Raw genomic sequence first — 26,543 nt, forward strand, 5'->3', positions numbered from 1 at the left:
CCGCCGCGTCCGCGGTGAGCAGTTCGTGCTCCAGGTCCGCGCAGCGTTGCTCGGCCTCCGCAACACGGTGTTCGGCGGCCGCGAGCGCCGCTTCCAGGTCTGCCACCCGGCGGCGCAGCGTGTCGCGTTCGGCGCGCACCCGGTGTTGCTGTGCGCGCAACACGTCCAGCTCGGCTCCGCTGGTGGCCTGATGGGCCTCCAGTGTCCGTGCGAGTTCCTGACGCTCCTCCTCCACCCCGGCCACACGCTGCCGCTCCGCGTGCAGCAGCGTGGCCACCGCGTCGGCCTGGGTCCTGGCCACCTGGGCGTCCTGATGGGCCGCGGCCAACCGGTCCTCCAGCTCCTGCACCTTCCAGGCACGGCTGTTGCTCGACCGGAGGGCCGCCCGCTGGAGCCCCGTCACCCGGCCACGCGCCTGCGCCGACAGCGGGCGCCCCAGTTCCCTGCCGACGTCGTCCATCAGCGTGGCGACGAAGTGGTCCGGTGCCACGAGGTCGCCGCTGAGATAGCGGCTCACACTGCTCGGGCTGTAGGGCCGCAGGGCGGCGTACCGGCGCACGGAGAGCCTGAGCACCACGAAGAACTTGCGCAGCTCGACGGCCAGCTCACGGCGCTCACCCGCGAGGTCGTCCGCGAGCGCGTGCAGGCCGACGCTCGCGGCCGCGACGCCCGCGATGTCGTCGTAGGGGAGCAGTTCCCCCGACACCACCTCGTCCGGCTCACCGTCCCCGCGGGCATCGCGCCCCTCGCGTGCTCCCTGCGCGTCGCCGCCTTCGGGTCGTTCGTCCACTCGCGCCTACCCCCAGGGCTCCGCTCCGGCCGTGTCCCACAGCATCCGCAACGCGTAGCGCTTCACGCAACACCCCTTTGCCCTATCAGAGTTGACGCATCAAGTCGCTCATCTCCGGGCGCACACGCGAAAGGAAACGCTCATGAACCGCAAGCACGCTCTCAAGGCCTCGCTCGCTCTGCTCGGCGCGGCCGTCTCGGGTGGCGTACGCGCCGTCGTGTCGTGGCTGCTGCAGATCGGTACGGACGGGTCGTGACGGCGCGGCGGGCGGTGGTCCGGCGGTGGTACGCACGTGCGCGTGAGCGCCGGCCTACCTGTGCGGGGGCCCGGCCACCCGTGCGAGCGGGGGCCGCCGGGCCGCGCCTATCCTGGTGAGACCGCGGGGTACTGCGTTCCGGCAGGCCCCGCCTGTCCCCACCTGACGGAGAGCACGTTGTACTTCACCGACCGTGGCATCGAGGAGCTGGAGAAGCGGCGCGGCGAGGAAGAGGTCACCTTCGAGTGGCTCGCCGAGCAGCTGCGTACGTTCGTCGATCTCAATCCGGACTTCGAGGTGCCGGTGGAGCGGCTGGCGACGTGGCTGGCGCGACTGGACGACGAGGACGACGAGGAGTAGGCCCTCCTCGGCCCCTCATCGGCCCTCGGGGGTAGCGACGCGGGTGGGCCGGCAGGGGTACCCGCTCGGGTGGACCCTCAGGGGAAGCTACGCGGAGCGGTCGCCGGATGGACAGGTCGGCCGCGCGGGTGCGTGAGGTCGTACGCCCGTTCCAGCGCGCCATGCGTCAGCAGCGGCGCGCTCGCGGCCGGACGGCCCGCGCTGCGCTTCCGTACGCGGCCCGACTACTGACGGGCTGGACCCGACAGCGCGGTCGCGCGCCCGGGCTGGGGCCCCTTCCGCCGACATGCGTCCATATTGGGCACATTCACCCCTTTCACCCCCCAGGTGTTCACCAGAACGGGTGTCTTGACTTTCGACATCCGCGATATATCGTGTTTAGGGAGAGACCGGAAGACGCGATATGACGTGTCGCACCCTGCTCCGGCCGAGGAGGTCTGCACCATGTCCGAGTGGTCCGTCGCAGAGCCGAGGAAGCTCACCTTTGACGACCCCGTGACGGCACTCCATGTGCGCATCGTCAACGGAACGGTGAACGTCGTGGGCACCGAGGAGGGTTCCGCCCGGCTCGAGGTGTCCGCGATAGAGGGCCCGCCGCTGACGGTCACGCAGAAGGGCGGCACCCTCACGGTGGCGTACGACGACCTTCCCTGGAAGGGCTTCCTCAAGTGGCTGGACGGAAAGGGCTGGCGCCGTAGCGCGGTCGTCTCGCTCGCCGTCCCGATGAGCACGCGCGTGGAGGTGGGTGTGGTCGGCGCCGGCGCCGTGGTCTCCGGGATCGACGGACCCGCGGAGGTGAAGGGCGTCACCGGCGACACGACGCTGGTGCGGCTCTCGGGCCCGGTACACGCCTCCACGGTCTCGGGGAGCGTGGAGGCCCAGGGCGTCACCGGCGATCTGCGCTTCAGTTCCGTCTCCGGCGACCTGACCGTGGTCGAGGGCTCGGGCCCCTCCGTGCGGGCCGAGTCGGTCAGCGGCTCCATGATCGTCGACCTCGACCCGGCGGACCGTCCGACCGACATCCACCTGTCGAACGTCTCCGGGGAGATCGCCATCAGGCTGCCCCACCCCGCGGACATGGAGGTGGAGGCGAACACCACGAGCGGCACCGTGTCGAACGCCTTCGAGGACCTCCGGGTCAGTGGGCCGTGGGGCGCGCACAAGATCACCGGCCGGCTCGGCTCGGGCAGCGGCAAGCTCAAGGCGATGACCGTCTCCGGCTCCATCGCCCTGCTGCGCCGCCCTCAGGCGGAGGACGAGCCATGGGACGCGGAGCCGCCGACACCCGGCGACGCACCCCGGCCCAAGGACATGCCCCGACCCAAGGACACGCCCCGGCCCAAGGACACGCCCCGGCCCGAGGACGCGCATCAGCCCGAGGACACGCGTCGCACGGCGTCAGTGCCAAAGGACGCGGTGCCCGACGAGGACTCCACCGACGGCCCGACCGAGAAGAAGGGGCTCTGACATGCCTCCCGTCTTTGCCCATGGCCGCCTGCGCCTGTACCTGCTGAAGCTGTTGGACGAGGCGCCGCGCCACGGCTACGAGGTGATCCGGCTGCTGGAGGAGCGCTTCCAGGGGCTGTACGCGCCGTCCGCGGGCACCGTCTATCCCCGGCTCGCCAAGCTGGAGGCCGAGGGACTGGTCACGCACACCACCGAGGGCGGCCGCAAGGTCTACGCGATCACGGACGCGGGCCGCGCCGAACTGGCGGACCGGCAAGGTGAGTTGGCCGACCTCGAGCTGGAGATCCGCGAGTCGGTGGCTGAGCTGGCCGCCGAGATCCGGGCGGACGTGCGCGGCGCCGCGGGTGATCTGCGCCGCGAGATGCGGGCGGCGGCGACCGAGGCCCGGCGCGGCCCCGAGGCAGGTGCCAAGGACGACGGGCGCCACGGGGAGTACGGCGACAAGGAGTCCTGGCGCGTCGCGAAGGAGGAGATGCGCCGCGTCAAGCAGGAGTGGAAGGAGCAGGCCCGGCGCGCGAAGGACGAGAGCCGGCGGGCCCGCGAGGAGGCCCAGCGGGCGCGCCACCAGGCCAAGGAGGCGCAGGAGCACGCACGCGCCCAGGCTCAGGAAGAGTTGCAGCGCATCGCCAGGCGGGTCCAGGAGCAGGTCCAGGACCACTTCGCGCGAGGCGACTGGCCGACGGGCGTACGGGACGGTCTGAGCGAACTCGCCAAGGAGTTCGGCGAATTCGGGAAGGACTTCGGAAGGGAGTTCGGCAAGGACTTCGGCTTCGGCCGCACCGAGACGAAGGAGGGCCCGAGGACACCGGCCGACGCCGGCACCGGCCCGACCGCCGGCGCGGAGTACTCGGTCACGCCGGAGGACTTCCCCGCCGATTACGAACCGGCCTGGGCGCACGAGGACTCCACGGGCGACCCCGCCCGCGACCTGGACCGTCTCCTGGACCGTTTCCGTGACGACATCCGCGACGCCGCCCGCGACCACGGGGTGACGGAGGAGCAACTGCGCTACGCCCGGCGCCACTTGTCGACGGCAGCGGCACACCTGGGCGCAACTCTGCGCACCCCGAAGGCCTGACGATCACCCGGCTCGGCCACGGCCACGGCCACCGGGCGGCCGGTCGCGGCCGTGCGGGAAACCGGTCGCGGTCAGCGGGCGGCCGGTCGCGGCCGTCCGGGAAACCGGTCGCGGTCAGCGGGGCCGGGCCGAGCACTCCGGGAAACGCTTCAGCAGTCCAGGACAGCCGGGGCGCCCACCCCAAAGGCCCGCCTCCGACAGGGCACCGCCGCCGTCCCGAAATGCCCCCCGAACGCGCCGCCCGCAGTTCACCCGGCCTTCGCCGCTCCCCCGCCGTACAACACGCGCGTCACCGCCTCGTACGTCACCCCGTGATCCGCGAGAACCTCGGCCGGGACGCCCGGGCGGGCGGTCAGGGCGAGCAGCAGATGTTCGTCGCCGATATGCCGGTCGCGGTGGGCGACGGCGATACGGAGGGACTCCGTGAGGAGGTCCTTGGCGCCGCGAGTGAAGGGGCGTCGCCCCGCCCCCCGGCGCCCGCCGCCCGTCCCGCCGACCGCCAACGCGCCCGCCCCATGAGCCTCTTCGACCCTGGAGACGATCTCCGTGAGGTCGATGCCGAGGCCGGTCAGGGCTTCCGCGTCGGCGCGGGAGAGGCCACCCCGGCGGCGGGCCTCGGCCAGGTCCCGCTCCACCTCGCTGCGGCGGCCCGCCAGCCCGAGCGACGCCAGGGCGAAGGAGCCACGGCTGGCCTCGCGGTCAAGGAGTGCGAGCAGCAGATGCGCCTCGTCGACCTTCTCCTCCCTCGCCCGTTCGCAGTGCCCGACCGCGCCCGTGACCACGGCGCGGGCGTCCTTCGTGAACCGTTCGAACATCACTGCCTCCCGTACTTCTTGTGCACGGCCTGCCTGCTCACTCCGAGTTCCGCGGCGATCTCCTGCCACGACCAGCCCTGGTTGCGCGCACTGCGCACCTGCACCGCCTCCAGCTGCTCCAGCAGCCTCCGCAGCGCGGAGACCGCCCGCAGCCCGATCCGCGGATCGCGGTCGCCCGCGCGCTCGGCGAGATCCGTTGCTTCGGTCATACTGTCAACTTAAGTTGACAAGGAGGTTTTGTCAACCACGATTGACACATCCGGTGCGGACACAGGTCCGATACGGGGCACACGTCCGGATGCGGACACACGAACGGCGGGCCCGGTGAACCGGGCCCGCCGCAGACGGGAGACGGGAGACGGGAGGAGCGAACAGCCGTCAGGTCGTGGTCAGTACGATCTTGCCGAACAGGTCGCCCGACTCCAGACGTTCGAAGCCCTCACGTGCGCGGTCGAGCGGGAGCACCTCGTCGATAACGGGACGTACGCCGGTGGCGGCGCAGAAGGAGAGCAGGTCCTCCAGCTCGTCCTTGGTGCCCATCGTGGAGCCGACGATCTTCAGCTCCAGGAAGAAGATGCGGGTGAGCTCGGCGTGGGAGGGACGGTCTCCACTGGTCGCGCCGGAGATGACGATCGTGCCGCCGGGCCGCAGCGACTTCACGGAATGTGACCAGGTGGCGGCGCCGACGGTCTCGATGACGGCGTCCACCCGCTGCGGCAGCCGCGCCCCCGGCTCCAGCGCCTCCACCGCGCCCAGCTCCACGGCCCGCTTGCGCTTGGCCTCGTCACGGCTGGTGGCGAAGACACGCAGCCCGGCCGCCTTGCCGAGCACGATCGCGGCCGTCGCGACGCCACCGCCGGCGCCCTGGACGAGCACGGAGTCGCCGGGGCGTACGCCCGCGTTGGTGAAGAGCATGCGGTACGCCGTCAGCCAGGCGGTCGGCAGACAGGCGGCCTCTTCGAAGGACAGGTCCTTGGGCTTGGGGAGGAGGTTCCAGGTGGGCACGGAGACCTGCTCGGCGAAGGTGCCCTGGTAGCGCTCGGTGAGGATGGAGCGGGGTTCGTTCGGGCCGACTCCGTGGCCGGTCTGGCCGATGACGGAGTGCAGGACGACCTCGTTGCCGTCCTCGTCCACGCCGGCCGCGTCACAGCCGAGGATCATCGGGAGCTTGTCCTCGGAGAGACCGACGCCGCGGAGGGACCACAGGTCGTGGTGGTTCAGGGAGGCGGCCCTGACCTTCACGGTGGTCCAGCCGGGCCTCTGCTCGGGGGCCGGGCGCTCCCCCAACTCCAGGCCGCTGAGCGGCTGGTCACGGTCGATTCGGGCGGCGTAGGCAGCGAACATGACCTTGACGATAGGCTCCGCACCCCACCGACGGAACCGGCACCGCCTGTGACACGCGTCCCGTCACACCCCGGGCACCGGCACCACGGCCGGCACCCGACACACGGGTCGGGACGGGCGCCTCACCGACGAAGCAGGGCGCGACCCGCGCGCGCCTCCAGATGTCACCGCGCACCCGCCCCCGGCCCCCCGCCCGAAAATCACCCGCACGGACGCCCGCGCGAAGAAAAAAATGGCCCCGCCCAAACGGGCGGGGCCACCAGAAACCCGCTCAGCGGCGAGCCACACCTTCCGCCCGGGCAGCCGCGGCCACCGCCGCGGTCACCGCAGGCGCCACCCGCTCGTCGAACGGCGACGGAATCACATAGTCCGCGGCGAGATCGTCACCGACCACATCGGCCAGCGCGTCCGCCGCCGCGATCTTCATCCCCTCCGTGATCCGCGACGCGCGCACCTGAAGCGCCCCCGCGAAGATCCCCGGAAACGCCAGCACGTTGTTGATCTGGTTCGGGAAGTCGGACCGGCCCGTAGCCACCACGGACGCGTACTTGTGCGCGATCTCGGGATGCACCTCGGGGTTCGGGTTGGCCATGGCGAAGACGAACGCGCCCTCCGCCATCGAAGCCACCGCCGGCTCCGGCACCGTACCGCCGGAGACCCCGATGAAGACGTCCGCGCCCGCGAGAGCCGACTCCAGCGAGCCCGACAGGCCCGCCTTGTTCGTGATCTCCGCGAGCTCGCGCTTGACCGGCGTGAGGTCGTCCCGGTCCTTCGACACGACGCCCTTGCGGTCCGCGACCGCGACATCCCCGAGCCCCGCCGCCAGCAGGAACTTGGCGATGGCGACGCCGGCCGCACCCGCGCCGGAGATCACCGCACGCAGCTCGCCCAGCGTCCGCCCGGTCAGCTTCGCGGCGTTCCGCAGGGCCGCCAGTGTCACCACGGCCGTACCGTGCTGGTCGTCGTGGAAGACCGGGATGTCCAGCCGCTCCTGGAGCTTGCGCTCGATCTCGAAGCACCGCGGCGCCGAGATGTCCTCCAGATTGACCCCGCCGAAGGACGGCGCGAGCCGGACGACGGTCTCGACGATCTCGTCGGCGTCCGTCGTGCCCAGCGCGATCGGCACGGCATCCACCCCGCCGAACTGCTTGAACAGAATCGCCTTCCCCTCCATCACCGGAAGGGAGGCTTCGGGACCGATGTCCCCGAGCCCGAGCACGGCCGTCCCGTCGGTCACCACCGCGACCACGGACGACTTCCACGTGTAATCGTGGACCAGCTCGGGCTGCTCGGCGATGGCGGTGCACACCTTCGCGACGCCGGGCGTGTACGCCAGGGACAGGTCGTCCCTGTCGCGGATGGGCACGGTGGCCTGCACGGCCATCTTGCCACCACGATGCAGCGCGAACGCGGGATCGAAGGAATCGAGGGGCTCCGCCCCGCCTTCCTGATCCGTACTGCTGTCGCTGCGAGGATTGACGATCTCCGCTGCCACTTTGTTTTACCCCTTAAGTCTTCATGGGTTGAGGGTGTCCACTCCTGGTGAGGGGTGGGCGGGCACCGCGTAGGCCCAGCCGCCGTGGTTGCGTACGGGCCGCTACGCGACGGGCGCGCCGCACACGCGCCCTGAGCCCCGGATGAGGGGTGTAAAGAACCTTCTTACCCGACGGACCGCATCGAGGACGAGTCCATAACGCGAAGGTCACACGCCGACGAGATGTCTCCTGGCCGATCACGGCTGGTGATGACCGAATATGCACACAAGCCCCCGGACATGTCCGCCACGTCCATAAGGCCGTACATGCGGAGTTACGACCGACCGCATCGTGAGACGCACCGAAGATCTTCCGGCCGGAAGGAAAGATTCCCGCATATGGTCCGGCCTTGATGTACCGGCCTGAAGCAGTTCGAGGATCACCCGTTATCCGATTTTGACATAGTCGGCCCCCTGAATGGCGCAGTCCGAATGGCAGGATGCCCGTAATCACACGAGGTCGCGACACCCGATGGTGTGTGTTCTCGTCGACCCAACGGCAGCAACGCCGGCCATCGGCAACTCCATACCTTCCCGCCGGAGGAACTCACCATGACCGCAAGCACCATCCGCCGTTCGACCGCCATACGCTCCCGGATAGCTGCGGTCGGCGCGATCGCGGTCGCGGGCACGCTGCTGCTCACCGGCTGCGGTGACCAGACCAAGAGCAAGAGCAACGAATCGGGCAGCAGCTCGTCGGGCTCGGCACCGCTGGCCGACAAGCTCCCCGAGTCGGTCCGGAACGCGGGTGTCGTCAAGGTCGGTTCGGACATCGCTTACGCGCCGGTCGAGTTCAAGGACAACTCCGGCAAGACGGTCGGCATCGACCCGGACCTGGCCGAGGCGATGGGCAAGCAGCTCGGGGTGAAATTCGAGTTCCAGAACGGCACCTTCGACACCCTGATCACGGGTCTGCGCTCCAAGCGGTACGACATCGCCATGTCCGCGATGACCGACACCAAGGACCGCCAGGAGGGCGTCGACTCCACCACCGGCAAGAAGGTGGGCGAGGGCGTCGACTTCATCGACTACTTCACCGCGGGCGTGTCGATCTACACCCCCAAGGGCAAGACCCAGAACATCAAGACCTGGTCCGACCTGTGCGGCAAGAAGCTCGTGCTGCAGCGCGGCACGGTCTCCGAGGACCTCGCCAAGTCCGAGGCCAAGAAGTGTCCCAGTGGCAAGACCATCTCCATCCAGGCCTTCGACAACGACCAGCAGGCCCAGACCCGCCTGCGCGCGGGCGGTGCGGACGCCGGCTCCTCCGACTTCCCGGTCGCCGCGTACGCGGTGAAGACCTCCGGCGGCGGCAAGGACTTCCAGATCGTCGGCGAGCAGGTCGAGGCCGCGCCGTACGGCATCGCGGTCGCCAAGTCCAACACCCAGCTGCGGGACGCCCTTCAGGCCGCCCTCGACGCGATCATCAAGAACGGCGAGTACGACAAGATCATCGCGAAGTGGGGCGTCGAGGACGGCTCCGTCAAGGCAGCCCAGATCAACGGCGGCAAGTGACCCGGAATCCACGGGCACTGAAAGGCAACATCCGTGACTGTTGACATCGACAAGACGACGGGCCCGGAGGGCACTCCCCCGGGCGGGCCGGAAGCCATCAAGGCCATTCCGGTCAGGCACTACGGGCGCTATGTCTCCGCCGTCATCGCCATCGCGATCCTGATCGCGATCATCTACGCGTTCGGCCAGGGCAAGATCAACTGGCACGCCGTACCGGACTACTTCTTCGACGACCGCATCCTCACGGGCGTCGGCAAGACGCTCCTGCTGACGGTGCTGTCGATGCTGATCGGCATCGTCGGCGGCATCCTGCTGGCCGTCATGCGCCTGTCGAAGAACCCGGTGACGTCGTCCATCGCCTGGTTCTACATCTGGTTCTTCCGCGGCACCCCGGTCCTGGTCCAGCTCATCATCTGGTTCAACCTGGGCCTGGTCTTCGAGTACATCAACCTCGGTCCGATCTACAAGGACTACTGGTCGAGCTTCATGACGCCGTTGCTGACGGCGCTCCTGGGACTCGGTCTGAACGAGGCCGCGTACATGGCGGAGATCTGCCGCGCGGGCCTGCTCTCGGTCGACGAGGGCCAGACCGAGGCCTCGCACGCGCTCGGCATGAGTCACAACAAAACCCTGCGCCGGATCGTGATCCCGCAGGCGATGCGTGTGATCGTGCCGCCCACGGGCAACGAGGTCATCAACATGCTGAAGACGACCTCGCTGGTGTCGGTCGTCCAGTATCCGGAACTCTTCCGCTACGCCCAGGACATCGGCCAGACGTCCGGCGCGCCCGTGGAGATGCTCTTCCTCGCCGCCGCCTGGTACCTGATCATGACCTCGGTCCTCAGCATCGGGCAGTACTACGTCGAGCGGTACTACGCACGCGGTTCCAGCCGTAGTCTGCCGGCCACACCGTTCCAGAAGATCAAGGCCAACATGCTCTCGCTGGGCCGCCCGAGGGGAGGCACGGCATGACCGCCAACGTGACCAAGACGGACGCCACCACGCCGATGGTGAAGTCCGAGGGCGTCCACAAGTCCTTCGGCGCCGTGGAAGTCCTCAAGGGCATCGACCTGGAGGTGAAGACCGGCGAGGTGTTCTGCCTCATCGGCCCCTCCGGCTCCGGCAAGTCGACGTTCCTCCGGTGCATCAACCACCTGGAGAAGATCAACGCCGGTCGTCTGTCCGTCGACGGCGAGCTGGTCGGCTACCGCCAGAAGGGCGACAAGCTGTACGAGCTGAAGGACAGCGAGGTCGCGGTCAAGCGCCGCGACATCGGCATGGTCTTCCAGCGCTTCAACCTGTTCCCGCACATGACGGCGCTGGAGAACGTCATGGAGGCGCCGGTCCAGGTCAAGGGCGTCAGCAGGGCCAAGGCGCGGGAACGCGCGGGCCAGCTCCTGGAGCGCGTGGGCCTGGCCGACAAGGCGAAGAACTACCCCTCGCAGCTCTCCGGCGGCCAGCAGCAGCGCGTGGCCATCGCCCGGGCCCTGGCGATGGACCCGAAGCTGATGCTCTTCGACGAGCCGACCTCGGCGCTCGACCCGGAACTGGTCGGTGACGTCCTCGACGTCATGCGCGACCTCGCCGAGTCCGGCATGACGATGATCGTCGTCACGCACGAGATGGGCTTCGCGCGCGAGGTGGGTGACTCGCTGGTCTTCATGGACGGCGGTGTCGTGGTCGAATCCGGCCACCCCCGCGACGTACTGACCAATCCGCAGCACGAGCGGACGCAGTCGTTCCTGTCGAAGGTGCTCTAGCGTCGAAGGTGCTGTAGCGGTACGTGCGTGAAGGGGCGGTACGGGATTCCCGTACCGCCCTTCGGCATGCGCCGTCACGGGAGCGGCGCAGGGTCAGATCTTGACCACCGTGCCGGGCCCTCCAGGGCTCACTTGACCGCGAGGATCAGCGTGTCCGAGGGCGAGCGCCACACCGGCCGGGCCTCGCCGAAGCCCTTCTCGCGCAGTACGCGCGCGTGCCACGCGGCGGACGGCATGTCACCGTCGGCGTGCTCCCCGTAGATCTCGAAGCGGCGGGCCGTCGGGGCCGCGAGCACCGGGTCCTGGGCGGCCAGCGCCCACCATTCGGCCCAGTCGAGGGCACCGTCCGCTTTGGCCTGATCCATACGGACGTGCCGCTGCGCCCGCTCCGCCGCGTTGATCCGGGGCGTCGACTCGTCGATCATGTGGTCCGCGTTCATGAAGACACCGCCGTCGCGGACCAGCTCCGCGACCTGACCGTAGAGGGCCGCGAGGGGTTCGCTGTGCAGCCAGTGGAGGGCGGTGGCGGTGAGTACGGCGTCGTACGCGTCGTACGGCAGCCGGGCGGGCCACTCGGGGTCCTTCAGGTCCGCGGTGACGAAGGAGACCCGCTCGTCGCCCGCGAACGTGCCCTCGGCGATGGTGAGCAGCGCGGGGTCGAGGTCGACGCCGGTGCTGGTCGCGTTCGGGAGACGGGCGAGCAGGCGGGCCGTGATGGTGCCCGTGCCGCAGGCGAGGTCGAGAACGCGCGGCTCGGGGCCGACGAGCGCCTCGACCATGTCGAGCATGATCCGGAAGCGCTCCTCGCGGTCCGGCATGTACCACTCCTGCTGCCGGTCCCAGCTTTCCTGCCAGGCGTGCCAGTCGGTTCCGGTCGTCGTGGTCATGGAAGCCCCTTCTTCGCTCGGCCGCACCCTTACCCGTAATACCCTGGAAGCACGATCAGCTGTTACCTGACCGCACGCACGACGATAGAGCGCCCTCGTAAGGACTACAAGTGGAACTGGCCTATTACTCGGATTACGCCGTACGTCTCGTCAACAGCGAGGAGCCGGCCCGGGGCAAGGACGCGCTCACCTCGGTGGAGGCCGTCCGCGACCTCTTCGGGGGCAACGCGTCGGCGGCCCGGCGCGCTACGGACGCGGACGTGACGCGGTTCCGTTCGGTCCGCGCGCGCCTGCGCGCGGTCTTCGAGGCGGCCGACGGCGGCGACGAGACGCTCGCCGTCGACCTGCTGAACTCGCTGCTGCTGGAATTCCCGGTGAGCCCGCAGATCTCGGGCCATGACCACCGGGACGACGACGGGCGCCCGTTGTGGCACATGCACCTGGCCGACCACCCGTCCAACGCGACCGCGGGCTACGCGGCGATCGCCACGATGGGCCTCGCGTTCCACCTCACCGAGTACGGCGTGGACCGCCTCGGCCTGTGCGAGGCGGCGCCGTGCCGCAACGCCTATCTGGACACCTCGACGAACCGCTCCCGGCGCTACTGCTCGGACCGCTGCGCCACCCGCGCGAACGTGGCCGCCTACCGGGCCCGCAAGCGCCTGGAGGCGGACCGGACGGAGAGCACGGGCCGGGCGGCCGAGAGCGCCCAGAGCGCGAGCGCGAACGGCGAGCGCTGACCCTCCTTGCGCGGCCGGTACCGGAACCGCACCTTCCCGAGGACGAATTCCTCGGGAACGGTGCCGTAGTCGGTGCTGTCCCCGCCCGCGTAGGGGTTGTCCCCGAGCACCCACCAGCCGCCCTCGCGCCGCTCCACGGCCCGCTTCACGACGAGCAGATCCTGCTGGAAGGGATGCCGCAGCACGACGATGTCGCCGGGCCTGACGCGCGCCCCGTACTGAAGTAGCAGCCGATCCCCGTGCTGAAGCGTGGGGACCATCGACGGTCCCGTCACCTCGGCCGCCCCGAACGGCAGCACGGCCCTCCCACGCTCGGTCTCCTGCGACAGCTCCGGCATCACCGGCACCTCCCCGGTCCGATCCTCCACCAGTCCCAGTTTCACCCTGGACTTTTGTCGTAAGCCCATGGGGGCACTCGCGAAAAGACGTCTCCTACGGAGTAATGTCCCACCTGAGAAGACGATCACGAGGAAGGACAGCTCAATGCTCTCCCGCCTGTTTGCCCCCAAGGTCAAGGTCAGCGCGCACTGCGACCTGCCCTGCGGTGTGTACGACCCGGCCCAGGCCCGCATCGAGGCGGAGTCGGTGAAGGCCGTCCAGGAAAAGATGGCCGGCAACGACGACCCGCACTTCCAGGCTCGCGCCACGGTCATCAAGGAGCAGCGCGCCGAGCTCGCCAAGCACCACGTGTCGGTGCTCTGGAGCGACTACTTCAAGCCCCCGCACTTCGAGAAGTACCCGGAGCTGCACCAGCTGGTCAACGACACCCTGAAGGCCCTCTCGGCCGCCAAGGCGTCCACGGACCCGGCCACGGGCCAGAAGGCGCTGGACTACATCGCCCAGATCGACAAGATCTTCTGGGAGACCAAGAAGGCCTGATCCTGGATCAAGCCGTTTGACCCGCGACCCTGTCGGTCGCTCGGTCTTCCTGCCCGCACCCGGCCCGTGGGCCGCCGAACACGGCGGCCGTGACGGTCCGGGTGCGGTCTTTTTTGTCTCGACTTCGACGTCACGGATCCGGCGTCACGGATCCGGCGTCACGGATCCGACGTCACACACCCGGCGCCTCGGACCCGACGTCACACACCCGGCATCACGCACCCGACGCCACACACCCGGCATCACGGATCCGGCGCCTCGGACCCGGCGTCACGGACCCGACGCCTCGACACCGAGGTCCCTGTCCGAGTGCGACGTCTCCCCCGGGCGCCCCTAGGGTCGGCCCCGTCCGATTTCCGCCAGGCGGGCCAGGGCCGGCAGGGCGTCGGCGATCGCCTGGCGCTGTTCGGGGGCCAGTTGGGCCACCAGCGGGGTGAGGTGCCGCGTCCGGTCCTCGTGGCGCGAGCGGCCGATCTTGCGGCCCGCCTCGGTGATGTGGACGAGGACGGCGCGGCCGTCGCTCGGGTCGGACCGGCGCTCCACCAGCCCGTCGCGCTCCAGCCGGGTGACCAGCTGCGTGATGCCGGGCTGGCTGACCTGCTCGGTCCTGGCCAGATCGGTCAGCCGCATCGGGCTGCCGCCGAACGCGAGGGTGTCCAGCACCGACAGCGTCGTGAAGGACAGCTTCTCCAGCATCGGGAGCCGGATGTAGAAGCGGTTGAAGTTCTCGATCGCCGTGGTGAACGCGTCCACGTCCAGCTCGGCGTGCGCCTCTTCGCCCGGCTTTTCGGCGAGCTCGTCGTTGAGCTCTTCGTTCACATCTTGGTTCTTGGTGTCGTGCACCCCAGAAATATATCGTGAACTTATGTAAGCTGCTTATGCTGTTGCGGCGGATGCCCCGTGTGCCGCCACCCGCGGGGCGCGTCATACCTGGTCAGCGCTAGGAGAGGGATCCATGACTGTTCGTGTCGGCATCAATGGCTTCGGGCGGATCGGACGCAACGTCTTCCGCGCGGCAGCCACCCGGGGCGCGGATCTGGAGATCGTCGCCGTCAACGATCTCGGCGACGTGGCGACCATGGCCCATCTGCTGGCCTACGACTCGATCCTGGGCCGCTTCCCGGAGGAGGTCACCGCGGAACCCGGTGCGATCCGCGCCGGCGACACCACCGTCAAGGTTCTCGCCGAGCGCGACCCCGCCGCCCTGCCCTGGGGCGACCTGGGCGTGGACGTGGTCATCGAGTCCACCGGCATCTTCACGGACGCGGCCAAGGCCCGCGCGCACGTGGACGGCGGCGCCAAGAAGGTCATCATCGCGGCCCCGGCCAGCAACGAGGACGTCACGGTCGTGCTCGGCGTGAACCAGGACGCCTACGACCCGGAGCGCCACACGATCATCTCCAACGCCTCGTGCACCACCAACTGCCTCGGCGTACTGGCCAAGGTGCTGCACGACGCCGTGGGCATCGAGTCCGGCATGATGACCACGGTCCACGCCTACACCCAGGACCAGAACCTCCAGGACGCCCCGCACAAGGACCTGCGCCGTGCCCGGGCCGCGGGCCTCAACATCGTGCCCACCTCCAGCGGAGCCGCCAAGGCCATCGGCCTGGTGCTGCCCGAACTCCAGGGCCGCCTCGACGCCTTCGCCCTGCGGGTCCCCGTCCCCACCGGCTCGGTCACCGACCTGACGGTCACCGCCAGCCGCAGCACCACGGTGGAAGAGGTCAAGGAGGCGTACGCCAAGGCCGCCGCCGGCGCGTACAAGGGTCTGTTGTCCTACACCGAGGCCCCCATCGTCAGCACCGACATCGCGGGGGACCCCGCCTCCTGCGTCTTCGACGCCGAGCTGACCCGCGTACTGGGCTCCCAGGTCAAGGTCGTCGGCTGGTACGACAACGAGTGGGGCTACTCCAACCGCCTCATCGACCTGGCCCTGCTGGTCGGCGACACCCTCTGACGGCAGCGGCAACGACGGAGTCCGGCGGGCAACGACGCCCCGCCGGACTCCGCATGTGTGCGGCCGCTTCCCGGGTGAATTCAACCATGCATTTCAGGCCTTTTATGCAGAGCGTGTATTCACTACTGCCGATATCAGCCGCCGGCCGTGCACACAAAGGAGAGCCGGTCATCACACATGGGCGCGGCAACGGTTCTGGTTAAATCCTGGTGAACGAAAGTCTCCACATGCACGAATTCAAGCCAGTCGGCCGGAACCGGCACACTATATCCGCAAATCGTTATGGCATTGCGCCCCCAATGCGCGGTAGTGTTTGATTGCAGTACCACGGCCACTGAGGTCTCACAAGGAGATGAATCTGTGACGAACGTGACTGGGGACTACACGGACTGCACTCCTCTGCTCGGCGACCGAGCGGCACTCGACAGCTTCTACGAGGAACACGGCTACTTATTCCTGCGGAACGTACTCGACCGTGACCTCGTCAAAACGGTGGCGGAGCAGATGCGGGAAGGACTCGTCGCGCTCGGTGCCGCGGATCCGCACGCCACGCTCGAGGAACTCACGATCGACTCCTTCGAGTCGGTCGACGAAGTGGCCATGCACGACTACGTCAAATACGACGCATTCTGGAACAACCCGTCGACCATCAAGGTTTTCGAGCAGGTGTTCGGCGAGCCGGTATTCGTGTTCCTCTCCACGACCATCCGGTACTACCCGTCGCAGGCGGGCTCCGAGGAGCCGTCCTTCCACTACCTGACGCCGTTTCACCAGGACGGCTTCTACATAGGGCCCAACCAGGACTTTCGCACCTTCTGGATCCCCCTGATACGGACGACCAGGGAGTCCGGAGGTGTCGCGCTGGCGGACGGCAGCCACCGGCGCGGAAAGCGCGACCACGTGCTCAACGAGTCCTTCCGCAGGTTCGGCCACCCGGTGCGCGGAATTCCGCCGACGGAGGTGAGTGAGGACGAACACCTGCTGCACTCCCCCATGGAGCCGGGAGACATCCTCCTCTTTCATGCGCACATGTGCCACAAATCAATTCCGAACCTGTCGAAGGACCCGCGCCTCATGCGGATGTCGATGGACACCCGGGTACAGCCCGCGAAATCCCACCGCGGCTTCAACGCAATGACGCCCTGGACGGAATCGGCAAAGGACGCGTCAAAGGGAATCATGGCGAAGATCACCGGTACCCCCACCGACGTGGAATGACGACCAACCCCCACCCGGAGATTTTCCCCGGCGGGCGTCGATTCGAAAAACAGAGGTATGGATTTGACTTCAGAGACGTCGCCCGCAGGTGGCCCGGTGGAAAAGGAAGATCTGGTCCGCCAGGGCAGTGACAAACCAGCGGGATTATCGGGCGCCGGCCTGGCAGTGATCCTGACGGGCTTCGCGCTGTCCATCGCCGACTTCTTCATCGTCAACGTGGCGCTGGCCACGGTGAAACACGACCTCCACGCATCCGATGCCGAGCTGGAGCTGGTCGTGTCCGGCTACGGAATCACCTATGCGCTCGGCCTGGTCATGGGCGGGCGTCTGGGAGACGCGTTCGGCAGACGACGTCTCTTCCGTGACGGCCTGATCGCGTTCACGATCACGTCGGCACTGTGCGGCTTCGCGCCGAACGTCACCTTCCTCATCGCCGCCCGTCTGTTGCAGGGCGCGGCCGCCGCGATGCTCGTACCGCAGGTGCTGGGCACCATCCAGGCGGCGACCGACGGCGCGTCCCGCGCCCGGGCGATCAGCCTCTACGGCGCCACCGCCGGGATCGCGGCGGTGGCCGGACAGATCATCGGCGGATTCCTGCTGATGCTCGACATCGGCGACTCCGGCTGGCGATCCGTGTTCATGATCAATGTGCCGATCGGTCTGGTGGCGCTGCTGCTGGTCCGGCGCATGCCCGCCACCAAGGCGGACCGGAAACCGGGCCTCGACCTGCTCGGCACGGCCCTGTTCGGGGTGACCATGGTCTGCGTGCTGATGGTGATCGTCGAGGGCAGGTCGCTCGGCTGGCCGGTCTGGCTGTGGTCACTGCTGGTGGTCGCCGCCGTCGCGGCCGTGACTCTGGTCAGGGTCGAGCGCGGGCTGGAGGCCCGGGGCGGTTCACCGTTGCTTCCCCCCTCGATCCTGGCCCGCCACAGCATGCGCACGGGGCTGATGGCGGTCGTGCCCTTCTCCATCGGGTTCGGCAGCTTCCTGTTCGTCTACACCCTGGTCGCGCAGGACAAGCTGGGCCTCGGGGCGCTGGCCTCGGCCGGCGTGCTGTCCCCGTTCGCCTCGTCCTTCTTCGTGGTCTCGCTGTTCACCCCGAAGATCACGGCCCGTATCGGCCGGCGCATCGTGTCGGTGGGCGCGGTCGTCCAGGGCACGGGCCTGCTGCTGCTCGCCCTCCTGATCGGAGTGGAGTGGCCGCATCTGCCGCTCCTGCTGGTCCTGGCGGTGCTCGCCTTCACCGGCATCGGCCAGGCTCTGATCGGACCGACACTGCTGAGGATGGTGCTCGCCGACGTACCCCCCGCGTCGGCGGGCACCGGCAGTGGAGTGCTGGTCACCAGCCAGCAGACGGCAACGGCCCTGGGCGTCACGGTCGGCGGGACCCTCTACCTCACCCTCGCGAGCTCGCTCGGCGACGCGTCCGGGGCGGTGCTCGTCCTCGTTCTGCTGGCCCTGTTCTCCGCGGTCATCTTCGCCCTGAGCCTGCGGCTGCCCGAGCCGCGCTAGCCGACAGCCGCTGCCCGAGCCGCGCCGGCCGACAGACGCGGAAGAACCGCTCGCCGACACACGTGGAGAAGCTGCATGCACCTTCAACCGAGTACGGCCGTCGTGACCGGCGCGGCGAGTGGCATCGGTTTCGCGCTCAGCGCCCGACTGGCACAAGCGGGCGCCAGGGTCGTGATGACGGACATCGCGGGTGACGGCCTGGCCGGGGCCGTCGAGGAGCTGGCCGCGCACGGCGCGGACGTCACCGCCGTGGTCGCCGACCTCACCGACCCGGCCGCGGTTCAGGAGCTGGCCGACACGGCCTTCGGGCGGCTCGGCGACATCGACGTGGTCTGCAACAACGCAGGCGTCGTCGGACCGGTCGGAATGCCGCTGTGGAGCGTTCCCCTGGACGAGATGCACGCTGTCTTCGACGTCAACTACTGGGCGCACGTCCATGTCGCGCGGGCCTTCGTGCCGCGCCTCCTCGACAGCGGGCGCCCCTCGCACCTCGTGCAGACCGCCTCGATGTCCGCGTTCGTCGTCGGCGCGGGTACCGCGTCGTACGCCGCGTCCAAGCATGCGGACCTGGCCGCGGCCCGAAGCCTTCGGGCGGACCTCGACGGCACTCCCGTGCGGGTCTCGGTTCTCTGCCCGGGGCGGGTCGACACACCGATGACCCGGGGTCTTGTCGCTCCCCGGAACGCGACCGGGAACACGACGATCAGCGCGGACGAAGCGGCCGACGCGGTGTGGAACGCGCTGGGCTCGGACCGCTTCTACATATTCACCAACGCCGATGCCCAAACCAGGCTCGGCGATCAATTCAACGACGTATGGCGCCATCTGGCACGGGAAAAGTACTGGACCGAATCCTCTTCACCGAGCGTTAACAGTTCTCGCCCATGACCACCGGGTTTCGCGGGCAGAAACCCACCGCACCGATATCTTTATGAGGGAGATACCGTGGTGGATATCGAGGCAGTGAGAGCGAAGTACCGGGAGGAACGCGACAAGCGCGTGCAGGCCGATGGTGGCCGACAGTACCTGAGTGCGCAGGGGGAATTCGCCCATTACGCCGACGATCCTCACGCGAAGCCGATCGAGCGGGCTCCCGTTTCCGACGAAGTGGATGTCACCATCATCGGCGCGGGAATCGGCGGACTGCTTCTGGGAGCCCGGCTGCGCGAGGCGTGCGCATTCGACACCATCCGACTCGTCGACAAGGCCGGGGACGTCGGCGGGACCTGGTACTGGAACCGTTTTCCCGGGCTGCGCTGCGATGTCGAGAGCTATGTCTACATGCCGCTTCTCGAAGAGCTGGGACGCCTCCCCTCGGAGAAGTACGCGACCGGCGCCGAGATATTCGAGCACTGCCAGGCCATCGCGCGGACATACGATCTCTATGACGAGGCGTTGCTTCAGACCTCCGTCACCGAGCTGAGCTGGGACGAGGATTCCTCGCGATGGCTGGTGCGCACGGACCGCGGGGACCTCGTCCGATCACGCTTCGTGGCCATGGCGATCGGGTCCCTGCACAGGCCCAAGCTTCCCTCGATACCCGGAACAGAGGCCTTCCAAGGACACTCGTTCCACACCAGCCGCTGGGATTTCGCATACACCGGCGGTGACATCTCGGGCGGGCTGGAGAAACTCGGGGACAAGCGGGTCGGAATCGTCGGAACCGGTGCGACGGCAGTCCAGTGCATCCCGCATCTGGCCGAGTCGGCAGCGCATCTCTACGTCTTCCAGCGGACGCCGTCGACCGTCAGCGTACGAAACAACAGGCCGACCGACCCGGGCTGGGCGGCGGGGCTCGAACCCGGCTGGCAGCAACGGCGGATGGACAACTTCCATGCGCTGACCTCGGGCGTCGACCAGGACGTGGACCTCGTCCAGGACGGCTGGACGGAGATCACCTCCAAGCTCGCCGCGATCCTCCCGAAGTCGGCGGCCGACGCGGACCCGAAGGACATCGGCACCGCCGTCGAACTCGCGGACTTCCACAAGATGGAGGAGCTGAGGAAACGGGTCGACGCGATCGTCCACGACAAGGACACCGCCGACGCCCTGAAGCCGTACTACCGGCTCTTCTGCAAACGACCGTGCTTCCACGACGGATATCTGGACACTTACAACCGGCCCAACGTCACCCTGGTGGACACCCAGGGACGCGGAGTGGAGCGCCTCACCCCGACCTCCGTGGTGGCCGGCGGCCGGGAATACCCGGTCGACTGCCTCATCTTCGCCTCGGGCTACGAATCCGAATTCGGCGTCCCCTACACGAACCGCACCGGATTCAGCATAGTCGGCCGGGACGGAATTCGACTGTCCGAGAAGTGGGCCGAGGGCGCCCGCACCTTCCACGGTCTCCAGGTGAACGGCTTCCCCAACTGCTTCATCCTGTCCAAGGCGCAGTCGGGTCTCCACGTCAATGTGCCGTACATGCTCAATGAGCAGAGCAAACACGTCGCCTACATCCTCAAGGCCGTGCAGCAGCGCGGTCGGCAGGTGGTGGAAGCATCCGCCACCGGCGAGAAGGAATGGGTGGAGACGATCCTCAGGCTGGCGAACCGGAACCTCGACTTCACCGAGTCCTGCACCCCGGGCCTTTTCAACAACGAGGGAAACCCTCGAAATGTGGCCATCCTCAACTCCAGCTACGGAGGCGGATCGGTCGGATTCGTCAATATTTTGAAACGGTGGCGAGAGGCGGACGACCTCGCCGACCTCGAATTACGTGAAGGGTAGGTGTCAAGAGCAATGGACATTACGCGGATACCTGGTTCGGCGATCGGCGCGGTCGTGGCCGGCGCCGACTTTTCAGGCACCATCGACGACACGCAGGTCGAAGAGATCTGGCAGGCCCTCGACCAGCACCTCGTGCTGGTTTTCCGCGGGCACAAGGATCCCTCGAACGACGACCTCCTCATGTTCGCCCGGCGCTTCGGGCACGTACCGAAGACCGGCCTGACGACCGGTGCCAGCCCGGATCACAACGAGATCCTCCTCATCTCCAACATCCTCGACGAGAACGGGCAGAAGATAGGCGTCGGCAACGCGGAGTGGATGGACTGGCACACGGACTACTCCTTCCGCCCGAGGGTGTCCCGCATCGGCTTCCTGGCGGCGGTCGAGCTACCGCCGTCGGGCGGCGGCCAGACGCTGTTCACCGACATGTACACGGCCTACGAATCCCTCCCGGACGACCTCCGGCAGCGCCTGCACTCCTACCGGGCCAGGCATTCGCTCCGGTCCGGCTACGAGGACGTCATCGAGGAGGAGTACCAGGGCGAGGTCTCCATCGAAGGGCCGACCGCGAAACCGTTCGTGGCCCCCGAGGACGGTACGGCGACGGTCCATCAGCTGATCGCCAGGAACCCGCGGACCGGCCGCCGCGCGGTGTACGCCAACCCGCTCAACACCAAACGCATCCTCGAACTGGACGTCACCTCCAGCAAGGAGGTGCTCCAGCAGCTGTTCGCCAAGCCCGGTGAGCCGGAACTGACCTACGCCCACGAGTGGCTCCCCGGTGACATCGTCATGTGGGACCAGTTGGGGACCGTCCACGCCAAACGGGCTTTCGATCCGACCGAGCGCCGGCTCCTGCGCAAGGTCGTCACGATCTTCGACGACCCGGCGGAGCCGTGGCACCCGGAGGACGCGGCGTGATGCCGCGCGGGCCGAGGCGGTGTCACTCGCGCGTCAGCCAGGTCGGCAAGCATGGAACAGACCGTCCGCAGCGGCAACGGGGCCGCAGGCGGCATCCTCGGCCACTCCTCGGCCGGACTCCGGAATGACAGGCACGACGGCGCCCTCACACCAGGAGCGGCGCCGCAGCGTTCGTCCACCGTGGACCCCGTGCACCTGGTGGACCCCGTGAAGGGTGTGGCGTCATGACCGTGACCCCGGAAAGTCTGCACCGCAGCCGCGACGCGATCACACCGGCGTTGCGCACCGCGCTCCACCTGCTCGACGAGGAGACCCGCCATCAGGCGGCGTACCACCTCGGCTGGATCGAGGCCGACGGCACCCCGGCGGACGGCGGCGGAGGCAAGGCCGTACGGCCCGCGCTCGCGCTGCTGTCGGCGCAGGCGGCCGGCGCACCGGCGGAAACCGGCCTGCCCGGTGCGGTGGCCGTCGAACTGGTGCACAACTTCTCGTTGCTGCACGACGACCTGATGGACGGCGACGAGGAGCGTCGGCATCGACGTACGGTCTGGACGCTGTGGGGCGCCTCGGGCGCGATCCTCACCGGTGACGCGCTGCTGGCGCTCGCGCAGGAGGTGCTGCTCGACTGCGGGCTGCCCACGGGGGCGGCCGCGGCGCGGCTGCTCGCCCGCACCACCCGCGACCTCATCCGCGGGCAGGTGCAGGACGTGGCGTTCGAGCGGCGGGCCCATGTGCCGATCGAGGAGTGCGTCGACATGGCGGCCGGCAAGACCGGCGCGCTGCTGTCGGCCAGCGCCGCGATCGGTGCCGTACTGGCCGGCGCGCCGGTGACCACCGTCGACGCCCTGGCGCTCTACGGGCAGCAGGTGGGCCTCGCCTTCCAGCTGACCGACGACGTCCTCGGCATCTGGGGCGACCCGGCTGTCACCGGCAAGTCGGTCCACTCCGACCTGCGGGCCCGCAAGAAGTCGCTGCCGGTCACGTACGCGCTCAACCAGGGCGGGACCGTGAGTGTCGAGCTGGCCACCTGGCTCTCCGCACCAGGCGAGCCCGACGAGGCAGAGCTGCGCCGGGCGGCCGACCTGGTGGCGGCGGCCGGCGGCCGCGACTGGGCCACCGCCGAGGCGGCCCGGCGCATGGCGCTCGGGGAGGCCGCGCTGCGCGGCGTCGACCTGGACGCCGCGGCGCGCGACGAGCTCATCGCCCTCGGACACTTCGTCGTCGACCGGGAGGTGTGAGGTGGCGAGCGCCGCCGGCCGGACACCCGCCCGGCCCGCGGCCGACGCTCCGCGGGCCAGGCCGGCCGACGCTCCGCGGCCCGAGTCGGCCGGCGCTGCGCGGCCCGAGTCGGGCCACGGCCCCGAACCCTGCCGAGCCGTCGCCGAAGCCCTGCCCGCAGCGTCCGGAACCGCCCCACGCACACGCACACGCACACGCACGGGGGCAGGCAACGCCGCCCGCCCTCGTACGACCACCCCCACCGCAGGCAGCGCCGCCCGCACCCGTACGACAGCCACCACCGCCCTCCCCACCGCAGGCAGCGCCGCCTGCTCCCGGCGGATGTCCGCGACCGGCAGGCCGTGACCAGCCGGCTCGGCGCCCGCGGGTGTCCCCGCTGGTGCCCCGGAAGGCCCGCCCGGTCGTGACCGTCGTTCAGCCCTCCACCGCTCAGGCCGCCTTGCGCCGATCCCACCCCCGGAGGCGCCCGCTCCCTCCTCACGGGTTCCCGCCGCGCCCGGCCCGGCCGGCCCGTCGAACCCCCCGTGCCGAAACGCTTCCTCACCCGTCGCGGACCGGCATGGCACGCCTGTGACCCACAACAGCCCCCCCAGGAGACCCGCAATGCCCCAGGACGTCGACTTCCACATACCGTTCCCCAGCCGTCGCAGCCCCGACTTCGAGCGGGCCAGGGCCGACCACCTCAGCTGGCCCCGCGCGCTCGGCCTCATCGGCACCGACGCCGCCGCCGAGCGCCACAGCCGGGGCGGCTACGCCGATCTGGCCGCCCGCTTCTACCCCTCGGCCACCGGAGCCGACCTCGACCTGGGCGTCGACCTGATGTCGTGGTTCTTCCTCTTCGACGACCTCTTCGACGGGCCGCGCGGCGAGGACCCCCAGGAGACCAGGAAGCTCACCGACGCCGTCGCCGCCGCGCTCGACGGCCCCCTGCCCACGTCGGCGCCGCCCATCGCCCATGGTTTCGCCGACGTGTGGCGGCGCACCTGCCAGGGCATGTCCCCCGCCTGGCGCGCGCGCTCCGCCCGGCACTGGCGCAACTACTTCTCCGGATACGTCGACGAGGCGGTGAGCCGCCACCTCAACACCCCCTACGACTCGGCCGGTCACTACCTCGCCATGCGCAGGCAGACCATCGGCGTGCAGCCCACCGTGGACCTGGCCGAGCGCAGCTGCCACTGCGAGGTGCCCCAGCGGGTGTTCGACAGCGCCGTGCTGTTCGCGATGCTCCAGATCGCCACCGACACCAATCTGATCCTCAACGACATCGCCTCCCTGGAGAAGGAAGAGGCCCGCGGCGAGCTGAACAACATGGTCTTCATCCTGATGCGCGAGCACGGCTGGACGCGCGGCCGCAGCATCGCGCACATGCAGGACGGAGTCCGCACCCGCCTCGAACAGTTCCTGCTCCTCGAGGCCTGCCTGCCGAAGGTCTACGACACCTTCGAGCTCACTGCGCAGGAGCGCGAGAGCGCGGAGAAGTACCGGATGGACGGGGTGCGTTCGGTGATCCGGGGGTCGTACGACTGGCACCGCAGCTCGGGCCGGTACGCCGCCGACTACGCGATCGCCGCCAGCTACCAGGGCTACCTCGAGGAGCTGGGCAGCACGCTGTAGCCGCCCAGGAGTTGACCAGCGCACGGAGCCAGCAATCGAGGAAGTCGAGGATTCCGATGTCCCAGCACACCTTCGTCGCCGGAACGGCCCCCGGGGCCGTGCCCGTAGTGGGGCACGCCTGGCAGATGATGCGCCGCCCCCTGCACTTCATGTCCTCGCTGTCCGCGCACGGCGACCTGGTGAAGATACGCATTGGCCCGACGTCCGCCTATGTGCCCTGCCACCCCGAGCTGCTGCGGCAGGTACTGACCAACGACCGCGTCTTCGACAAGGGAGGAGTGTTCTACGACCGCGCCCGGGACATCGCCGGCAACGGTCTTGTCACCTGCCCCTACCGCGACCACCGCAGGCAGCGGCGCCTGATGCAGTCGGCCTTCCAGCGCACGCAGCTGGAGCGGTACTCCACGGCGATGCGCGCGGAGATCGACGCCACGGCGGCGCGGTGGCACGACGGCACGGTCATCGACGCCTTCCCCGAGCTGTACGGGATGGCGCTGCGCACCGTGGCCCGCACGCTGTACTCCACCCCGGTCACCGAGGAACTGGCACAGCGCGTCGAACAGGCCTTTGACACCGTACTCAACGGGCTCTTCCGCCAGATGTTCCTGCCCCACTCCCTGCGGCGGCTGCCGACCCCGGCCAACCTCCGCTACCGCAACAACCTGCGCTTCCTGCACGACACCGTGCAGGACCTGATCACCGAGTACCGGCGGGACGACACCCAGCGCGACGACCTGCTGTCCGCGCTGCTGGCGTCCCGTGACGAGGACGGCGGACGGCTGGGCGACACGGAGATCCACGACCAGGTCATCACCGTGATGGCGGCCGGAACCGAGACGGTCGCCGGCACCCTCACCTGGATCTTCCATCTGCTCTCCCGGCATCCCGAGATCGAGGCGAGGCTGTACGAGGAGATCGACACCGTCCTAGACGGAAAGCCCCCGCACTGGGACGACCTGCCGAGCCTGTCCCTGACGGACCGGATCATCACCGAAGCGCTCCGGATGTATCCGCCGGCCTGGATCTTCACCCGGCTCACCGCGTCGGACGTCGACCTCGCGGGGGTGCGCCTGCCCGAGGGCACCACCATCGTCTTCAGCCCCTCCTCCGTGCAGCGTCACTCGGAGGCCTACGACGACGCGTCCCGGTTCGACCCCGACCGCTGGCTGCCCGACCGCACCTCGGCCGTCGCCCGGCAGGCGTTCACGGCGTTCGGCACCGGCGCGCGCAAGTGCATCGGCGACCTGTTCGCGCGGACCGAGGCCACCCTCGCGCTCGCCACGATGCTGAGCCAGTGGCGGGTCACCGTGGAGCCCGACGCGGACGTCCGGCCCGTCGCCCTGGCCACCGTGTACCACCCGCGCCGCCTGCGCCTGCGGCTGACGGCCCGTACGCCGGGTCAGTAGCCGGGAGACGACGCGGCTCGTGCCGGGGCGTTGTCGGTGCCCCGTGCCATCCTGATGGCATGGCGAATCTGGAGGACCTGGTCAGGTTGCGGAAGGCGCGCGACCGGATGGACCGCGAGTACGCCGAGCAGCTGGACATAGCGGCGCTCGCGCGGACGGCGCTGATGTCGCCGGGCCACTTCCAGCGCAGCTTCCGGGCGGCCTTCGGCGAGACGCCGTACAGCTATCTGATGACGCGGCGGATCGAGCGGGCGAAGGCGCTGCTGCGGCGGGGCGACCTGACGGTGACGGAGGTCTGTCTGGCCGTGGGGTGCACCTCGCTGGGCTCGTTCAGTTCGCGCTTCACGGAGCTGGTGGGCGAGACGCCGAGCGCGTACCGGGCGCGGTCGCACGAACACGGGGCACCCATCCCGCCGTGCGTGGCGAAGGGCCTCACCCGCCCGAGACGGGGCCGCCCCGTGTACGGGCGGGCAGATACGGCAGGCGGGACATGGACGACAGGGCCTAGCGTGACCTCATGA

26 protein-coding genes are annotated in these 26,543 nt (G+C 69.1%); 19 read left to right on the forward strand and 7 right to left on the reverse strand.

Features of this window, described 5'->3' with window-relative positions:
• The first annotated feature begins 1,223 nt into the window (after window positions 1-1,223).
• From GTY58_RS15630 to GTY58_RS15640, 3 genes are all read left to right on the forward strand, one after another.
• Window positions 1,224-1,406, forward strand: a complete 183-nt coding sequence (locus GTY58_RS15630) for a DUF6104 family protein (RefSeq protein ID WP_005312030.1) — start codon at window positions 1,224-1,226, stop codon at window positions 1,404-1,406.
• A gap of 444 nt (window positions 1,407-1,850) precedes the next feature.
• Window positions 1,851-2,873, forward strand: a complete 1,023-nt coding sequence (locus tag GTY58_RS15635; protein WP_159029023.1) for a DUF4097 family beta strand repeat-containing protein — start codon at window positions 1,851-1,853, stop codon at window positions 2,871-2,873.
• A 1-nt stretch (window position 2,874) separates the two neighbouring features.
• Window positions 2,875-3,951, forward strand: a complete 1,077-nt coding sequence (locus GTY58_RS15640) for a PadR family transcriptional regulator (RefSeq protein ID WP_010984409.1) — start codon at window positions 2,875-2,877, stop codon at window positions 3,949-3,951.
• Window positions 3,952-4,199: 248 nt separating this feature from the next.
• On the opposite strand, the gene GTY58_RS15645 is transcribed toward GTY58_RS15640, so the two are convergent.
• From GTY58_RS15645 to GTY58_RS15660, 4 genes are all read right to left on the reverse strand, one after another.
• Window positions 4,200-4,766 carry a Clp protease N-terminal domain-containing protein gene (locus tag GTY58_RS15645; protein WP_010984410.1) on the reverse strand — a complete coding sequence of 189 codons (567 nt, stop codon included), beginning with the start codon at window positions 4,764-4,766 and terminating at the stop codon, window positions 4,200-4,202.
• A complete protein-coding gene (locus GTY58_RS15650) occupies window positions 4,766-4,975 on the reverse strand; it encodes a helix-turn-helix domain-containing protein (RefSeq protein ID WP_010984411.1) in 210 nt (69 codons plus the stop codon). Before GTY58_RS15650 ends, GTY58_RS15645 begins: the two co-directional genes overlap by 1 nt.
• A gap of 169 nt (window positions 4,976-5,144) precedes the next feature.
• Complete coding sequence (locus tag GTY58_RS15655; protein ID WP_010984412.1) at window positions 5,145-6,110, reverse strand: zinc-binding dehydrogenase; 966 nt, start codon at window positions 6,108-6,110, stop codon at window positions 5,145-5,147.
• Window positions 6,111-6,381: 271 nt separating this feature from the next.
• Window positions 6,382-7,605 carry an NADP-dependent malic enzyme gene (locus tag GTY58_RS15660; protein WP_010984413.1) on the reverse strand — a complete coding sequence of 408 codons (1,224 nt, stop codon included), beginning with the start codon at window positions 7,603-7,605 and terminating at the stop codon, window positions 6,382-6,384.
• Between the two features lie 591 nt (window positions 7,606-8,196).
• Here GTY58_RS15660 and GTY58_RS15665 point away from each other — a divergent pair.
• From GTY58_RS15665 to GTY58_RS15675, 3 genes are read left to right on the forward strand one after another with little or no spacing between them, the layout of a single operon-like run.
• On the forward strand, window positions 8,197-9,156 hold the full coding sequence (locus GTY58_RS15665) for an ABC transporter substrate-binding protein (protein ID WP_010984414.1): 960 nt from the start codon (window positions 8,197-8,199) through the stop codon (window positions 9,154-9,156).
• Between the two features lie 33 nt (window positions 9,157-9,189).
• Complete coding sequence (locus tag GTY58_RS15670; RefSeq protein WP_010984415.1) at window positions 9,190-10,128, forward strand: amino acid ABC transporter permease; 939 nt, start codon at window positions 9,190-9,192, stop codon at window positions 10,126-10,128.
• Window positions 10,125-10,916 carry an amino acid ABC transporter ATP-binding protein gene (locus GTY58_RS15675; protein ID WP_010984416.1) on the forward strand — a complete coding sequence of 264 codons (792 nt, stop codon included), beginning with the start codon at window positions 10,125-10,127 and terminating at the stop codon, window positions 10,914-10,916. The genes GTY58_RS15670 and GTY58_RS15675 overlap by 4 nt, the downstream gene beginning before the upstream one ends.
• 128 nt (window positions 10,917-11,044) lie before the next feature.
• Here GTY58_RS15675 and GTY58_RS15680 read toward each other — a convergent pair whose 3' ends face one another.
• Window positions 11,045-11,803, reverse strand: a complete 759-nt coding sequence (locus GTY58_RS15680; protein WP_037648976.1) for a class I SAM-dependent methyltransferase — start codon at window positions 11,801-11,803, stop codon at window positions 11,045-11,047.
• Window positions 11,804-11,913: 110 nt separating this feature from the next.
• Between GTY58_RS15680 and GTY58_RS15685 the strand changes: the two genes are divergently transcribed.
• Window positions 11,914-12,543: a CGNR zinc finger domain-containing protein gene (locus GTY58_RS15685; protein WP_010984418.1), complete on the forward strand. Its 630-nt coding sequence runs from the start codon at window positions 11,914-11,916 to the stop codon at window positions 12,541-12,543.
• Here GTY58_RS15685 and sodX read toward each other — a convergent pair.
• Window positions 12,447-12,881: a nickel-type superoxide dismutase maturation protease gene (sodX, locus tag GTY58_RS15690; RefSeq protein ID WP_010984419.1), complete on the reverse strand. Its 435-nt coding sequence runs from the start codon at window positions 12,879-12,881 to the stop codon at window positions 12,447-12,449. The two genes, GTY58_RS15685 and sodX, sit on opposite strands and share 97 nt — an antisense overlap.
• A 145-nt stretch (window positions 12,882-13,026) precedes the next feature.
• On the opposite strand from sodX, the gene sodN reads away from it, so the two are divergent.
• Window positions 13,027-13,422: a superoxide dismutase, Ni gene (sodN, locus tag GTY58_RS15695; RefSeq protein WP_004983535.1), complete on the forward strand. Its 396-nt coding sequence runs from the start codon at window positions 13,027-13,029 to the stop codon at window positions 13,420-13,422.
• Between the two features lie 333 nt (window positions 13,423-13,755).
• On the opposite strand, the gene GTY58_RS15700 is transcribed toward sodN, so the two are convergent.
• A complete protein-coding gene (locus GTY58_RS15700; RefSeq protein WP_010984420.1) occupies window positions 13,756-14,265 on the reverse strand; it encodes a MarR family transcriptional regulator in 510 nt (169 codons plus the stop codon).
• 112 nt (window positions 14,266-14,377) lie between these two features.
• Between GTY58_RS15700 and gap the strand changes: the two genes are divergently transcribed.
• From gap to GTY58_RS15755, 11 genes are all read left to right on the forward strand, one after another.
• A complete protein-coding gene (gap, locus tag GTY58_RS15705) occupies window positions 14,378-15,382 on the forward strand; it encodes a type I glyceraldehyde-3-phosphate dehydrogenase (protein ID WP_010984421.1) in 1,005 nt (334 codons plus the stop codon).
• Window positions 15,383-15,742: 360 nt separating this feature from the next.
• The gene (gene ptlH, locus GTY58_RS15710; RefSeq protein WP_037648981.1) at window positions 15,743-16,600 is read left to right on the forward strand and encodes a 1-deoxypentalenic acid 11-beta-hydroxylase; all 858 of its coding nucleotides are present in this window, start codon (window positions 15,743-15,745) and stop codon (window positions 16,598-16,600) included.
• Window positions 16,601-16,765: 165 nt separating this feature from the next.
• Window positions 16,766-18,112 (forward strand): MFS transporter, encoded by a 1,347-nt coding sequence (locus GTY58_RS15715; RefSeq protein ID WP_244905198.1) that lies wholly within the window; start codon window positions 16,766-16,768, stop codon window positions 18,110-18,112.
• Window positions 18,113-18,187: 75 nt separating this feature from the next.
• A complete protein-coding gene (gene ptlF / locus GTY58_RS15720) occupies window positions 18,188-19,000 on the forward strand; it encodes a 1-deoxy-11-beta-hydroxypentalenate dehydrogenase (protein ID WP_010984424.1) in 813 nt (270 codons plus the stop codon).
• Between the two features lie 57 nt (window positions 19,001-19,057).
• Window positions 19,058-20,842 (forward strand): neopentalenolactone/pentalenolactone D synthase, encoded by a 1,785-nt coding sequence (gene ptlE, locus GTY58_RS15725; protein WP_010984425.1) that lies wholly within the window; start codon window positions 19,058-19,060, stop codon window positions 20,840-20,842.
• Window positions 20,843-20,854: 12 nt separating this feature from the next.
• Window positions 20,855-21,763, forward strand: a complete 909-nt coding sequence (gene ptlD / locus GTY58_RS15730; protein ID WP_037648983.1) for a neopentalenolactone/pentalenolactone F synthase — start codon at window positions 20,855-20,857, stop codon at window positions 21,761-21,763.
• A 51-nt stretch (window positions 21,764-21,814) separates the two neighbouring features.
• Window positions 21,815-21,991, forward strand: a complete 177-nt coding sequence (locus GTY58_RS15735) for a hypothetical protein (RefSeq protein ID WP_010984427.1) — start codon at window positions 21,815-21,817, stop codon at window positions 21,989-21,991.
• Entirely contained in the window at window positions 21,988-23,001 is a 1,014-nt protein-coding gene (locus GTY58_RS15740) for a polyprenyl synthetase family protein (protein WP_010984428.1), read from the forward strand. The genes GTY58_RS15735 and GTY58_RS15740 overlap by 4 nt, the downstream gene beginning before the upstream one ends.
• A gap of 604 nt (window positions 23,002-23,605) precedes the next feature.
• A complete protein-coding gene (gene ptlA / locus GTY58_RS15745) occupies window positions 23,606-24,616 on the forward strand; it encodes a pentalenene synthase (RefSeq protein ID WP_010984429.1) in 1,011 nt (336 codons plus the stop codon).
• Window positions 24,617-24,672: 56 nt separating this feature from the next.
• The gene (ptlI, locus tag GTY58_RS15750; protein WP_010984430.1) at window positions 24,673-26,022 is read left to right on the forward strand and encodes a pentalenene oxygenase; all 1,350 of its coding nucleotides are present in this window, start codon (window positions 24,673-24,675) and stop codon (window positions 26,020-26,022) included.
• 59 nt (window positions 26,023-26,081) lie between these two features.
• Window positions 26,082-26,543, forward strand: coding sequence for a helix-turn-helix transcriptional regulator (locus GTY58_RS15755; protein ID WP_010984431.1), 462 nt, complete (start codon window positions 26,082-26,084; stop codon window positions 26,541-26,543).

The sequence above is a fragment of the Streptomyces sp. SID5469 genome (genome assembly GCF_009862865.1).
GTDB lineage: Bacteria > Actinomycetota > Actinomycetes > Streptomycetales > Streptomycetaceae > Streptomyces > Streptomyces avermitilis.